12 protein-coding genes are annotated in these 14,081 nt (G+C 63.0%); 7 read left to right on the forward strand and 5 right to left on the reverse strand.

The genetic code is table 11. From position 1 onward, the window contains the following. Nucleotide 1: 1 nt before the first annotated feature. The 5 genes from VAR608DRAFT_RS27350 to VAR608DRAFT_RS27370 form a co-directional block, all read right to left on the reverse strand. The gene (locus tag VAR608DRAFT_RS27350; RefSeq protein WP_231972976.1) at nucleotides 2–1,450 is read right to left on the reverse strand and encodes an FAD-linked oxidase C-terminal domain-containing protein; all 1,449 of its coding nucleotides are present in this window, start codon (nucleotides 1,448–1,450) and stop codon (nucleotides 2–4) included. Nucleotides 1,451–1,548: 98 nt separating this feature from the next. After that, nucleotides 1,549–2,919, reverse strand: coding sequence for a 3-oxo-isoapionate kinase OiaK (gene oiaK, locus VAR608DRAFT_RS27355; protein WP_088956932.1), 1,371 nt, complete (start codon nucleotides 2,917–2,919; stop codon nucleotides 1,549–1,551). Continuing rightward, nucleotides 2,916–4,160: a ribulose-bisphosphate carboxylase large subunit family protein gene (locus tag VAR608DRAFT_RS27360; RefSeq protein ID WP_088956933.1), complete on the reverse strand. Its 1,245-nt coding sequence runs from the start codon at nucleotides 4,158–4,160 to the stop codon at nucleotides 2,916–2,918. Before VAR608DRAFT_RS27360 ends, oiaK begins: the two co-directional genes overlap by 4 nt. 17 nt (nucleotides 4,161–4,177) lie before the next feature. Beyond that, nucleotides 4,178–5,008 carry a phosphogluconate dehydrogenase C-terminal domain-containing protein gene (locus VAR608DRAFT_RS27365; RefSeq protein ID WP_088956934.1) on the reverse strand — a complete coding sequence of 277 codons (831 nt, stop codon included), beginning with the start codon at nucleotides 5,006–5,008 and terminating at the stop codon, nucleotides 4,178–4,180. Between the two features lie 37 nt (nucleotides 5,009–5,045). After that, on the reverse strand, nucleotides 5,046–6,347 hold the full coding sequence (locus VAR608DRAFT_RS27370; RefSeq protein WP_088959006.1) for an MFS transporter: 1,302 nt from the start codon (nucleotides 6,345–6,347) through the stop codon (nucleotides 5,046–5,048). 266 nt (nucleotides 6,348–6,613) lie between these two features. On the opposite strand from VAR608DRAFT_RS27370, the gene nanR reads away from it, so the two are divergent. From nanR to VAR608DRAFT_RS27405, 7 genes are all read left to right on the forward strand, one after another. Continuing rightward, on the forward strand, nucleotides 6,614–7,324 hold the full coding sequence (nanR, locus tag VAR608DRAFT_RS27375; RefSeq protein ID WP_088956935.1) for a transcriptional regulator NanR: 711 nt from the start codon (nucleotides 6,614–6,616) through the stop codon (nucleotides 7,322–7,324). A 143-nt stretch (nucleotides 7,325–7,467) separates the two neighbouring features. Continuing rightward, nucleotides 7,468–8,298, forward strand: a complete 831-nt coding sequence (locus VAR608DRAFT_RS27380) for a phosphogluconate dehydrogenase C-terminal domain-containing protein (RefSeq protein ID WP_088956936.1) — start codon at nucleotides 7,468–7,470, stop codon at nucleotides 8,296–8,298. 84 nt (nucleotides 8,299–8,382) lie between these two features. Then, complete coding sequence (locus tag VAR608DRAFT_RS27385) at nucleotides 8,383–9,627, forward strand: ABC transporter substrate-binding protein (protein ID WP_088956937.1); 1,245 nt, start codon at nucleotides 8,383–8,385, stop codon at nucleotides 9,625–9,627. 5 nt (nucleotides 9,628–9,632) lie between these two features. Next, nucleotides 9,633–10,589: a carbohydrate ABC transporter permease gene (locus tag VAR608DRAFT_RS27390; protein ID WP_197700419.1), complete on the forward strand. Its 957-nt coding sequence runs from the start codon at nucleotides 9,633–9,635 to the stop codon at nucleotides 10,587–10,589. Beyond that, nucleotides 10,589–11,458 carry a carbohydrate ABC transporter permease gene (locus VAR608DRAFT_RS27395; RefSeq protein WP_088956938.1) on the forward strand — a complete coding sequence of 290 codons (870 nt, stop codon included), beginning with the start codon at nucleotides 10,589–10,591 and terminating at the stop codon, nucleotides 11,456–11,458. Before VAR608DRAFT_RS27390 ends, VAR608DRAFT_RS27395 begins: the two co-directional genes overlap by 1 nt. Before the next feature lie 2 nt (nucleotides 11,459–11,460). Then, nucleotides 11,461–12,978: a DUF5060 domain-containing protein gene (locus VAR608DRAFT_RS27400; protein WP_088956939.1), complete on the forward strand. Its 1,518-nt coding sequence runs from the start codon at nucleotides 11,461–11,463 to the stop codon at nucleotides 12,976–12,978. 34 nt (nucleotides 12,979–13,012) lie between these two features. Next, nucleotides 13,013–14,080 carry an ABC transporter ATP-binding protein gene (locus tag VAR608DRAFT_RS27405; protein ID WP_088956940.1) on the forward strand — a complete coding sequence of 356 codons (1,068 nt, stop codon included), beginning with the start codon at nucleotides 13,013–13,015 and terminating at the stop codon, nucleotides 14,078–14,080. The last annotated feature ends 1 nt before the right edge of the window (nucleotide 14,081 follow it).

A 14,081-nucleotide genomic window follows, 5' to 3' on the forward strand; every position in this document is an offset into this window, starting at 1 on the left:
ATCAAAATCGAGGAATGTCCGCAAAGGGCTGCGGCTGGCCGGCGCGGAAGACCTGCTTGCCGTATTCCGCGCAGCGTTGCAGCGTCGGGATCACCTTGCCGGGATTGAGCACACCGGCCGGATCGAACGCGCGCTTGATGCCGAACATCTGCTCGTTCTCTTCGGACGTGAACTGCACGCACATGCTGTTGAGCTTCTCGACGCCCACGCCGTGCTCGCCCGACACGGTGCCGCCCATCGCGACGCTGGTCTCGAGGATGTCGGCGCCGAACAGCTCGCAGCGATGCAGCTCGTCAGGATCGTTCGCATCGAACAGCACCAGCGGATGCAGGTTGCCGTCCCCGGCGTGGAAGACGTTGCAGCAGCGCAGGTTGTATTTCTTCTCCATGTCCTGGATCGCGAGCAGGATGTCGGCCAGCCGCTTGCGCGGGATCGTCGAGTCCAGGCACATGTAGTCGGGGCTGATGCGCCCTGATGCGGGGAAGGCGTTCTTGCGACCGCTCCAGAACTTGAGGCGCTCGTCTTCGTTTTCGCTCACCGCGATCGCGGTCGCGCCGCAGCCGCGCAGCACCTCGGTCATGCGTCCGACTTCTTCCTCCACCTCTTCGGGCGTGCCGTCGGATTCGCACAGCAGGATCGCGGCGGCGTCGAGGTCGTAGCCCGCGTGGACGAAATCCTCGACGGCGGCGGTCATGGGCTTGTCCATCATCTCGAGGCCGGCCGGGATGATGCCCGCGGCGATGACGGCAGCGACCGCATCGCCCGCCTTTCGCACGTCGTCGAAGCTGGCCATGATGCAGCGCGCGAGCTGCGGCTTGGGCACCAGCTTGACAGTGACTTCGAGCGTGACCGCAAGCATGCCTTCGCTTCCGATGACCAGTGGCAGCAGGTCCAGGCCGGCGCAGTCGAGTGCTTCGCCGCCGAATTCGACAGGTTCGCCTTCCGCGGTGAAGCCGCGAACCCGCAGCACGTTGTGCAGCGTCAGGCCGTACTTCAGGCAGTGCACGCCGCCGGAGTTCTCGGCGACGTTGCCGCCGATGGTGCAGGCGATCTGGCTCGACGGATCAGGCGCGTAGTAGAGGCCGAAGGGCGCGGCCGTCTCGCTGATCGCGAGATTGCGAACGCCGCACTGCACGACCGCGGTGCGGCTCACCGGGTCGATCTTGACGATCTGGTTGAACTTGGTGAGCGAGAGCGTCACGCCATTCGCGTTCGGCATCGCGCCGCCGGAGAGGCCGGTGCCGGCGCCGCGCGCCACCACGGGCACGCCGAGCGCGTGGCAGGCTTTGAGCACGGCAGCGACCTGCGCTTCGGTCTCCGGCAATGCGACCGCCAGCGGGCGCTGGCGATACGCGGTGAGCCCGTCGCATTCGTATGGGGTGATCTCTTCGTCTCGAAAAAGCAAGGCGTGAGACGGGAGGGCGTTCCGAAGTGCCTCGATGACGCGCATCGCTTCTTCGCGCTCCGCAGGACGCAGAGTCTGCGCCGGTTCGGAAGGAATCAACGCGGTCGATGCGAGACCCGTTAGTCGCTTGCTACCGCCGAACATCAAAGAGTGCCATCCCGTGCGATGACAAAAAAGTTCTGGCCGCCCATCTGCCCGCCCTTGAGGACAATCTCCAGCCCGTCTCTGCCTGGGTTTGTCGACCAGGCACGACACAAGGGTGCGCCTGGGGAGAGACCGGCCACCACTGTGAGCGCTTCGATCTGAAGTGCGCTGGCGACTTCGCCAGAACTGTCGCCGCCGGCGACCACCACGCGCTTCGGCGACGAGCGGTCCAGGATGCGCCGCATGACTTCAGCGAGGCACGCACCCACGCGCCGCGCAGCGTCGGATCGCGAGAGGCCCGCGCGCTGCGCGATCGCATCGAAATCGAGCACACTCGCGTCGTCCGGGCCTTTCGCGCTGTAGACCAATGGGCTGATGTTGTCCTTCAGAGCCGTGCGGGCGACTGCCACGACGCGTTCGATTTCGGTCTCGCGCGTCCGATCGTCGAGAACGGCCTCGAGGTGAAGACGCTCGGTGTGAAATCCATTCAGGCGCGCGAACTCGATCTGCGATGCGGTGACCGGCGAGCAACTGCCGCTCACCACGGCTATAGGGCCGGCGTGATCCGTTTTCCGGAGGGAAGGCTCGGATGGCAACAAACCCAGCTGTCGCCAGTACGCGGTGAGTGCGTACTGAAGCCCGGACGACGATGCGCTGAAAACGCCTTCGCCGCGTCCATCCCACACGGCTTGTCCCGCTGCCACGAGCGTCTCTTCATCCAGCACGTCAAGAAAGACGACCGGCACGTCGGCGCCCATGAGTTCAGATTGACGTGCCGAGGCCTGAGCCTGGCGCAGCTGGAGCATGTCGATCAGTTCGATGCGACGGGTGGTTTGCGATGACAGATGCCGTCGAAGGTCGGCCTCGCCCATGGGCGTGACTGGGTGTCGCGACATGGTCGGATGACGATCCAGCCGATAGCCGACACCTTCGACCGCCGCAAAGAGGTTCCCGAAGACCTGGTAGCGCTTCAGCCGCGGGGCGCCGACGATGGATGGCGACCACTGGCCGGGCATGTGGCGCACGCCAAGATCGATCGCCCGACCAATCGAGCCGATCGTGGGCGACGAGTCGAAGGTCGAGCAGACCTTGTAGTGGAGGATGGGCGCCTTCAGGGCTGCGAGGGCCTTGAAGGCTTTCGGAAGTTCGGCTTCCATCCATTCAGGACTGCGTCCGCGCGATGAACCTGCGATCCCGACGCACCGTGCCGCGGGGAAGCGAGCCAGCGTCTCCGGCGTGGGGATGTCGAGAAACAGCACCGTAGGCACGCCCGCGGCCGCCATGGCCTCCATGGCGTCGGTGGAGCCGGTGAAATCGTCGCCGTAGTAGGCGAGCAGAGGCCCATCGGGCCAGATCGATGCGGTTGTCATCGCCAGAATTCCAGGGCTTGCGCGAGAGCGGGACTCTGCTTGGACTTCTCCGCCAGCGAGATACCGTCCATCGCCGCTTGCCAGGATGCACGCAATGCCTCGACGCCCGCGGCCGTTCCCTTCGGGTGACCAAAGATCCCGCCGCCTGCGGTGTGAATGAGGTCTGCGCAGCCGAGCGCGTTGTAGGTGTCGTGCGCCTGCAGACCTGTTTGCCCCGAACTGAACACGGGCATGGCCGTCATGGACGCGCTGGCCATGACCGGCGCGAGCACGGCACGTGCCGCGGCGATCACGCTCTCATCGGACTCGCTGAACTTATTGCGCAGGCCATTGACATGGAGGTGATCAGCACCCGCCAGGCGCCAGATCTTCTGCAGGGGCGCGTAGTCGAAGCCGAGCGCCGGTGAACGGGTGAGATAGCCCCAGCCTGCCCGGTGCCCGTGGATCGGGAGCTGAGAATGTTTGCGCAGCTCATGCAACCCGACGATCCCGACCGAGTTGAGGCAGGCCATCACGCAGGTGCCGCCTTCGGCGAGCACCAGATCGTGCCGGCGCCGCATCTTGTCGAGGTCGCCTGTGAGATTGAAGGCCACCATCACTTTCTTGCCCGTGCGATCCGCAGCCTCGTTGACGACGCGCATCACGGCGCGAACCCGCTCGTCGAACGGGCAATGGGGCCCATCCGCCTGGAGCTCGTCGTCCTTGATGAAGTCGACGCCGCCCTCGACCAATTCACGCACCTGCTGGGCGGTCTCCTCTGGAGACAGCCCGACGCTGGGCTTGATGATGGTGCCGATGAGCGGTCCGCGATCCACAGCCGCCAGGCGGCGGGTACCCTCGATGCCAAAAGCTGGACCGGGATAGGCCGCTGCAAACGACGGGGGCAACTGCAGATCGAGCATCCGCAGGCCCGTGACGGCTCGCAGCTCGTACAGGTTGCCCGCCATGGTGGCCATCAAGGTGGGCAGGCAAGGTCCCAAGTTCTCGATGGGCCACGACAGCTCGAGCACGCATCGCGTGAAGCGGCTCGCGCTCTTCGGTGTCGGCAGGCTCGGTACCGTTGCGGTGTCGATGATTTCCAGTCGTTCGACACGTGCGCCAGACCTCGCCTTGAGTTCGGGCGTCTCCGTGGGCAGGGCCACGAAGGTTCCGCTCGATTGCTCGCCGGCGATCACCTCTGCCGCACGCGCCGGATCGTCTCCGGTCTCGAGCCAGTAGGTAGCGTGAATGCGTTCTGCCATCGTGGTCCCCTCGAAGTTCAGGTGATACGGCGGATGCTCTCGGCGATTTCTTCCCGATCGAAGACCTTGAGCCAATCGTCGCGCATCAGGCGAGGTTTGCCAAAGGTGATGGCCTTGTTGCAGGCGTCCGAGAACGCACCGGGGATCTCGTTGAAGATCACGGCGCCGAGGATGTTCATGTGGCCCAGAAGGAAGTCACGCGCGCACTTCTCGGGCACACCACGACGAATCGTTTCGTCCATCGCGTCGCGCATGACCGCCAGCAGCGTGGCGCAGACCGTTTCCGACAGGCCCGGTTCCAGGATGGCCATCTGATCGACCGTCAGGCGGTACGAGTCCTTGATCGGTTGGTAGATCGTCTTGGCGACCGCTTCGCCCAGGTCCCATGCGGATTCAGGGCCTTGCATGAGCGAGCTGGTGATCGATTGCTTCGCCGCGCCACCGCCGAAGTAGTCGCGCCGCGCGGCTTCTTCGACTTCATCGTTGTAGATGGTCGGGTGACACGGATGGGCGATAAAATAGGTGATGTCCTTGCGATCGGGCAGATGGCCGGCGAACGGGGCGGCCGCGTCGAGCAGCATCACCATGGTGCCCGCCTTGAGCTTGGGCGAGATCTCGTGGGCGATTTTTCCGATGATCGTGTCGGGGATCGCGAGGATGACGACGTCCGCGTTGTCGAGCGCTTCGTCGATCGACACGCAATCAACGCCGAGCTCGTCCTTCAGGCGTTGGCGGCCGGGAGCGCCAGGCTCTACGTGGGCCACGCGGTAGTTCGACTTGAGCAGGTTCTTCGACAGGCGTACGCCCATCTTGCCGCCTGCGCCAAAGAGTGCAATTTTTTCAGACATGTTTGAGTCTCCGGGGTTGAGGATTTGAGAGGACCTGTTAGCCAGCACGAGTGTTGGGCTTCAGGGGGAGGGGGGTGGAAGGCGACTGGTGGGTGGAGCGAGCCGCAGCAATGGTCATGACGAGAACGCCTGACAGAGCCATGAAGGCGCCCACGACGAACATGGATGCGGTGTAGGAGCCGGTGGCGTCCTTGACGGCACCGGTGATAAACGGCGCGGCAAAGCCGCCAAAGTTGCCGAACGTATTGATCAGCGCGATGCCTGCGGCCGCACCCGCTCCGCTGAGGAAGCGCGATGGCAGGGCCCAGAAGTTAGGCAATGCCGCGAAGATCGCGCAGGCGGTGATGGTGATGACTGCGACGGTCGCGGTGGGCGATTGCATGTACAGCGCGCAGGGGATGCTCAGCGCACCAACGAATGCTGGGATGCCGACATGCCAGTTGTGCACTCCGCGGCGCGTTGCATGGCGGCTCCAGAGAAACAGAGCGATCGCTGCGGGCAGGTACGGAATCGCCGTGATCAAGCCCTTCTGGAAGATGTTGAACTTGCTTCCGAACTGCGCTTCGAAGCCCCCGATGATCGTCGGCAGGAAGAAGGCGAGGGCGTAGAGGCCGTAGATCAGGCCGAAGTAGATGAGCGCGAAGGCCCACACCCGGGGATCGAGCAGCGCCTTGCCGGCGAGATTGCCGTGGGCTTGCGTCTTGGACCGGTCCTCCTTGGCCAGTTCGAGCGTCAGCCATTGCTGTTCAGCCGGGGTCAGCCATTTGGCATCCGTGGGCTTGTCGACCAGGTAGAACCAGGCGACCAGGCCGACGACGATGGCGGGCACGGCGACGCCGAAGAACATGATCCGCCAGCCGGCCAGACCGAAGAGGCCGTGTGCCTCGATGAGCAGCGCAGCGAGCGGCGCGCCAATCACCGTGGTCAGCGGCTGCGCCAGGTAGAACAGGGCCAGGATGTGGCAGCGGTACTTGGTCGGAACCCAGAGGCTCAGGTACAGGATTGCTCCTGGGAAGAAGCCCGCTTCCGCAACGCCGAGCAGGAAGCGCAGCCAGTACAGCTGCGTGGAATTGGCCACCCAGGTGAAGAGGAGGGCGACGAGGCCCCACGTCACCATGATGCGGGCCATCCAGCGCCTTGCGCCGAACTTGTGCAAAGCGAGGTTGCTCGGGATCTCGAGCAGGATGTACCCGACGAAGAACACGCCGGCTGCAAAGCCGAACTGGGCCGCCGTGAGTCCGAGGTCCTTGGTCATGCCGTTCGGGCCGGCGAACGAGATCGCGGTGCGATCGAGGAAGTTGATGAAGAACATCAATGCCACGAACGGCACGAGTCGCATGGACACCTTCCGGATGGCCGAAGCCTCCGTGCTCGACGCGAAAGAAATTTGCACTTTGTCTCCTGATGGTCGCCGTGTTCGCCAAGGCTGCGCCAGCCTTTATTGATCGCCTATGCTGGTATGATGAGTACACCATTACGATAGAGATCAGACCATAAGGGTTTACGCCTATCAGATCCGTCTGGCCCATCGAAGGCGCTCGACGCGTCGAGTCGTGGTATTGTCATCAGACCAGTTGCCCGCAGGGCAGAAGTCAGGAGACCACCGTGAGTGAAGCCATCCAGCGCAGGAAGATTTATCAGGAGGTCTACGACCGGCTCATGGAACGGATTCGCTCTGGGGCGATTCCGCCAAATGCACAGTTGCCCTCCGAGCGGGAGCTGATGGAGGAATACGGCGTTGGGCGCCCGGCGGTTCGAGAGGCGCTCCAGGCCCTGCAGCGCTCGGGCATCGTCGAGATCGTCCATGGTGAGCGGGCACGCGTCGTTGTGCCGACGGCCGACCGCCTGATGGCTCAGATTGCGAGTGGTGCAATGCATCTGCTTCGCACGCAGCCGGGAACCCTGGAGCATCTCAAGGACGTCCGCCTCTTCCTCGAGCAGGGGACAGCGCGGATGGCCGCGCAAAAGGCGACAGAAGAGGACGTCGCGCGCCTGCGTCTGGCAGTTGCAAAACACCGCGCTTCGATGGTCGACCTAGCCCGCTTCATCGAGCTGGATATGGCGTTCCATCGGGAAATCGCGTCGATCAGCGGAAATCCGATCTACCCGACGATTGTCGAGGCCATGTTCCGTTGGGCCAGTGAGTACTACCAGGCCATGGTTCGCGCACCTGGGGCGGAAGAGTTGACGCTGGTGGAGCACGAGCGAATCGTGGATGCGATCGCCGCGCGAGATCCAGACGCTGCCGCCGCGGCGATGCACGCGCACCTCAGCCGGGCCAACCGCCTCTATCAACAACTGGTCCGCACCGGCTAAGTCCCCATAAGCCCGCCGGCGGGCCAGCCGGTATGGGTGCGACATAGGGGTTTCCGATAGGTCAACTCTTGGATACTCATCATACCATCACTCCAACAGATCACACCTCAAGAGTATTTGAGGGGCGTCACAGGAGATGAGCCATGGGGACCTCGATTGCACTTTTTGGCGCGGGCGGGAAGATGGGCTTTCGCCTGTCGAAGAACCTCCTCGCATCGGACTATGGTGTTCGCCACGTCGAGCCGAGTCCCGCCGGACGCCAGCGCCTCAAGGACGAACTGGGCGTTGAATGTGTCGATGTGGACGGCGCGCTCGACGGCGCCGAGGTGGTGATCCTCGCGGTTCCGGACACCCTGATCGGCAAGCTCGCTCACGAGATCGCGCCGAAACTCAAGGCGGGCACCATGGTGGTCACGCTCGACGCTGCGGCGCCGTTTGCAGGACACCTGCCCAAGCGCCCGGACCTGGTCTATTTCGTGGCTCATCCTTGCCACCCGCCGATCTTCAACGACGAGACCGAGCCCGAAGCGCGGCGGGACTATTTCGGCGGAGCCTTCGCCAAGCAGTCGGTGGTCAGCGCGCTCATGCAAGGACCGGCCGAGGCGTTTGAACTCGGCGAGGACATCGCCAAGACCATTTATGCGCCCATCCTTCGCTCCTACCGCCTGACGGTGGATCAGATGGCGCTTCTCGAACCGGGTCTGTCCGAGACCGTCTGCGCCACGCTGCTGGACGTGATGCGCGAGGCGATGGATGAAGTGATTGCCAAGGGCGTGCCTCCGGCAGCGGCCCGCGACTTCCTGCTGGGACACATGACGATCCTGAGCGCCGTGATCTTCAAGGAGATCCCGGGCCAGTTCTCCGACGCATGCAACAAGGCCATTACGTTCGGGAAGCCTCGATTGATGCGAGACGACTGGAAGCAGGTCTTCGATCGCGAAGAGATCGCCGAAAGCATCCGGCGAATCACTTAGCACGTCGCGCAACCTGACGCGTCAATGACCGCGGCCGACGCAAACAAGAGCACGGCCATCCCCCCTTCACAACTAGGAGACATCATGCGCACATTCAAGCGTAGTTCACTCGTGGCCGCCCTGGTCGTTCTCTGCGGAGCGTTGTCCGCGCAAGCGCAGGAACTGGTCATCTGGAATCGAACGGCTTCCGCGGCGGAGACTGCTGCCCTCAAGAAGATCATGGCGGACTTCGAGGCCGCCAATCCTGGCGTGACCGTCAAGATGGAGACGCGCTCGGTCGACGAACACAAGTCGGCGTTGCGCATCGCATCCACCTCCAGGCAGGGGCCGGACCTCTACTACATGTGGACGGGCCTGGGCCTCGGCGGCGAGTACGTCAAGGCTGGCTTGAGCGCACCGCTCGACGAGTACTACAAGAAATACAACTGGACCGCTCGCATCCGCCCGATCGCCGACGCCTACACCAATCTCTATCCACCCGGAAAGCACGGCGTGCCGTACCAGATCAACGGCGAGGCGATCTACTTCAACAAGGAGCTGTTCAAGAAGGCCGGCATCGATGCGCCGCCCGCCAGCTATGCGGACCTCGTCGCCGCGGCGGGCAAGCTCAAGGCTGCGGGCATCCCGGCCATCACCTTCGGCGGCAGCGTCAACTGGCACGTCATGCGCCTGATGGACGCCATCCTCGAAACCCAATGCGGCGCCAAGACCCACGATGCCCTGAAGGCGATGACCGTCAAGTGGTCCGAGACGCCCTGTGCGACCACCGCGTTCAACGAATTCCACAAGTGGACGAGCGACTACATGCTCAAGCCCTTCATGAGCTTCGATCAGGCGCAGTCGCGCAAGCTCTTCGAAGCTGGCCGCGCGGCCATGATGCTCGAAGGCGACTGGATGGTCTCGCAGCTGCGTAACGAGACGAAGGATGCGGAGGCCTATGGCGTGTTCCCGTTCCCGACCGGCACGGGCCGGCTCTATGGCTTCGGCGTCAATCTCTACATGAGCCCGTACAGCAAGAACAAGGATCTTGCCGCCAAATTCCTCGACTACTTCATCTCTGACAAGGTGCAGCAGGACAACCTCGGGGCGTTTGGTGCCATCGGCGTGAACAAGAACGTCGTCTACAAGGAACCCAAGCCGCTGGACACCGCCTGGGTCGACATCTTCGCGAAGTACAACGCGAGCTTCGTCAACGGCGACCAGGGCTTCCCGCTGGACGTGACGACCGAGTACTTCCGCGTGATCAATTCGGTTGCCAGCGACCAGTTGCCTCCGGCGCAAGCGGCGACAACGTTGCAGGCCTTCATCGACAAGCGCAAGCCGTCTTGATAGCCATGGCCAACGCTGTCCATCATCCGATGCCGAGCAAAGGCGAAGCGCTCGCTGAAGGGCGTTTCTCCTGGAGCGGTCTCTGGCATGCGCATTCGACGCAGGCCTGGATCCTCCTCGGGCCCGCGATGCTGATCTACGCCGTGTTCGCCCTGTACCCGATGGTGGACACGTTTCTCCTGAGCTTCCAGTCGTGGAACGGCCTGACGCCGGAGCGCGGATTCGCTGGCCTGAGCAACTACGCGTACATCCTCCAGGACGATCCGGTGTTCTGGCTTGCGTTCCGCAACACCATCATCTGGACCGTTCTCGCGGTGTCCATTCCGCCGCTGATCGGCTTCGGGCTTGCGATGGCCGTGAACCAGCAGGTTCCCGGACGCAACATCATGCGCGCGATCTTCTACCTCCCGGTGATCCTCGCGCCGATCGCGGTCGCGACGATGTGGAAGTGGATGTATGACCCGTTCTTCGGGCTGTTCAACCAGATGCTGACCTCCGCGGGCCTGCAGAACTGGATCAAGGACTGGCTTGGCGATCGACAGGTCGCGCTCTATTCGGTGTTCGGTGCCTACATCTGGCAGCACGTCGGCTTCTCGATGGTTCTCTTCCTCGCCGGCCTTCAAGGCGTCAATCACACGCTCGTCGAAGCCGCCCGGATTGACGGAGCCAATCGATTTCAGGTTTTCCGCCATGTCACGCTGCCGGCGATGAGCACCTCCATCACGATCGTGCTGGTGCTCTCCCTGATCCAGTCTCTGAGGGCGTTCGACATCGTCTATGGCATGACGCTCGGTGGCCCAGCGCAGTCGACCCAGATGCTGGCGCTGTGGGCCTTCACGCAGTCCATGCAGATCCATGACTTTGGTCGAGGAAGCGCGGTGGCGGTTGTTCTTCTCCTGATCACGTTGGCGATCGTGGTTCCGTACATGTTGTGGCGCATGAAGCGCGAGGAGGGGCAGTGATGGCTTCGTTGACAAGTACCGCATTCCGTCCGCAGGGCAGCGATCGCATCGACCCGATGCTCGTGGTTCTCTGGGTTGGTTTGATCGCGATTGCGCTGCTCTGGTTTGCACCCATCGTCTTCATTCTCTTCACGTCGCTCAAGACGAACGCGGACGTGATGGGTACGGGCGCCTTCACGCCGCCGCCGGAGCTGTTCTTCCAGAACTATCCGGATGCGTGGCAACGCGGAAATTTTGGAACGCGTTTCGTCAATAGCGCCATCATCACGCTCGTGAAGGTCCCGGTCGGCCTGCTGCTGTCGGCCATGGCCGCCTACGCGCTCGCCCGCATCACCGTCCCGGCCAAGAAGCTGATGCTCCTCCTGGTTCTCTTCGGAACGATGATTCCGTTCCAGGTGATGCTGGCGCCGCTGTTCACGCTGGTCAACGACTTCGGCCTCCTGAACACGCGCCTGGGCCTGATGCTTCCGTACATCGCCTTCGGTGTGCCATATCAGGTGTTCGTTCTCCACGGGTTCTTCAAGGAGGTTCCCAAGGAGCTGAGCGAGGCGGCTATCGTCGATGGAGCGTCCCACTTCACGATCTTCCGACGCATCTTCCTGCCGATCTCGTTGCCGGTGCTCGCCGCGCTTCTCATCCTCGACTTCGTCTCGACCTGGAACGAATTCGCGATGGCCCTGGTGATCCTGCTCGAGGGAAAGATGTGGACGCTGCCCCTGTCTCTCATGGCATTCCAGGGCGAGTTCGGCAGTGAATACGGCCCTCTCAATGCCGCCATCGTCACCACGGTGCTTCCGGCCGTGATCGTCTACCTCATCTTTCAACGCTACTTCGTCGGCGGACTCACCTCCGGCGCGGTCAAAGGATAAACATGACCCAATCCACCCCCAAGTGGGACATCTTCGAGGCTTCGTTCAAGGGCCCGAAGCTGGCCAATCCGTTCATCGACGCCACGATCGATGCCGTCTTCTGCTTCGGCAATCGACAGGTGAAGGTCCCCGGCTTCTACGACGGCGATCAGACCTGGCGCGTCCGGTTCATGCCCGATACCGAGGGCGATTGGACCTTCGAGACCGTCTCGGACGTGCCGGCCCTTCATGGGCAGAAGGGCGCCTTCAAGTGCAGCGCGCCGCGCGAGGGTATGCATGGTCCGGTACAGGTGAAGAACAAGTTCCACTTCGCGCACGCAGATGGGACTCCCTATCTTCCGTTCGGAACGACCTGCTACGCCTGGACGCACCAGCCGCTCGCCATGCAGGAAGAGACGCTGGCCACCTTGAAGAAGGCCCGATTCAACAAGATGCGCATGCAGGTGTTTCCGAAGGACTACATCTACAACGCCAACGAACCCCTGCACAAGTGCTTCGAGGTCGGCAGCGACGGCAAGGAAGACCTGGACCGACCCAATGTCGTGATGTATCGCCACTTCGAGAAGCAGGTGGGTGCGCTCCGGGAACTGGGCATCGAGGCGGACATCATCCTGTTCCATCCCTATGACCGCTGGGGCTACGTCGCGATGGGTGAAGAACGCGATCGCCGGTACCTGCGCTACGTGGTCGCCAGACTGGCGGCGTACTCCAACGTCTGGTGGTCTCTCGCCAACGAATATGACTTCGTCATCGACGTGAAGCCGGTGCCGCAATGGGATCGCTACTTCCATCTGGTTGAGGAGTGCGATCCGTATCGACACCTCAAGTCCATCCACAACGGCCATCCCGACATGAGCTACGACCACCGCAAGCCATGGGTGGACCACGTGTGCATCCAGCACTGGGACGTCAAGCGGACCGCCGAATGGCGCGAAGGCTGGGGCAAGCCGATCGTCAACGACGAGCCCGAGTACGAAGGCAACATCCCGCGCCCCTGGGGCAACCTGAGCGCGCAGGAGTTGGTCAACCGCTACTGGATCACCCTTCTGCGCGGCGGCTATGCCGGACACGGTGAAACCTACATGCACCCGGAAGACGAGCTTTGGTGGGCCAAGGGTGGCGTGCTGCGTGGCGAAAGCTGGAAGCGCATCGGATTCTTGCGCGACCTGCTCGAGCAGGACGTCAAGAACGGCCTGTCACCATTCACGCGCGCCAACAGTCGCTCGGAGTTTGTGCGGGTCTCGGGCGCGCAGGACGGCAACGTGACCTACCTCTACTTCGGGGAACACCAGCCCGTCGAATGGGCCGTGGGCTTGCCGAAGGAGGACGGTGACTATGACATCGACCTCATCGACACCTGGGAGATGACCGTCACCCCGATCGAGAAGGCGCCGCTGCCTGCTTCCCCGGCGCTGCGCGGCACCAATGGAGAGATCCACAACAAGGAGCCCGAGGCCGCGTTCGGCGTCCGCCTGCCGGGCAAGCCGTACCAGGCGGTTCGGGTGCGCCGCCGCGGCTGAACAGCGACCGCATTTCCTACAGGAGACACACATCATGGCTTCGGTTCACATCCAGAACGCACGCAAGACCTTCGGCGAGGCGACCGTCCTTCACGACGTATCGGTCGATATGGAGGACGGCTCCTTCGTGGTCCTCGTCGGCCCTTCGGGCTGCGGCAAGTCGACGCTGCTGCGCATGATCGCGGGCCTCGAGACCATCTCTGCCGGCGACATCGCCATCGATGGCAAATCGGTCAACCGGCTCGCGCCGAAGGACCGGGACATCGCGATGGTGTTCCAGAGCTACGCGCTGTACCCGCAGATGACGGTCGCGCAGAACATGAGCTTCTCGCTGGAACTCGTGGGCGCGAAGAAGAACGAGATCGCGACCAAGGTCCAGCACGCGGCCAAGATCCTCGGCCTGGAGCCGCTGCTGACTCGGTACCCGCGGCAGCTATCGGGTGGTCAGCGTCAGCGCGTGGCCATGGGGCGTGCCATCGTGCGCGATCCGAAGGTGTTTCTCTTTGACGAACCGCTCTCGAACCTCGACGCGAAGCTGCGCGTCCAGATGCGTGCGGAAATCAAGGCGCTGCAAAAGCGACTGGGCACGACGACCATCTATGTGACCCACGACCAGATCGAAGCCATGACGATGGCCGACAAGATCGTCGTGATGCGGGATGGCAAGGTCGAGCAGATCGGTGCTCCTCTGGACCTGTACGACCGGCCGGCGAATGTCTTTGTTGCATCGTTCATCGGTTCGCCTTCGATGAACTTCATCGAGGGAACCGTCGATGCCGACGGGCAGGTGTTCTACGCGGGCAGTGAGAAGCGGCGCATCCCGCTGGCGATCTGCCCGCAGAACGCCAGGGGCAAGGCGGCGCTGTTGGGTGTGCGCCCCGAGCACATCGTCATCGATCCGCAGAACGGCGTTCCCGCCGAAGTCCTCGTCGTGGAGCCGACAGGAGCGGAAACGCATCTCGTCGTTTCGCTTGGTGGGACCGAGGTGACCTGTGTGTTGAAGGAGCGGGTGATGCTGACGGAGGGGGAGAAAGTGCCTCTTTCGTTCGATGCGTCCCTGACGCACTTCTTCGACCCGACGACCACTTTGCGGATCATCTGAA

It is taken from the genome of Variovorax sp. HW608 (assembly GCF_900090195.1).
Taxonomy (GTDB): domain Bacteria; phylum Pseudomonadota; class Gammaproteobacteria; order Burkholderiales; family Burkholderiaceae_C; genus Variovorax.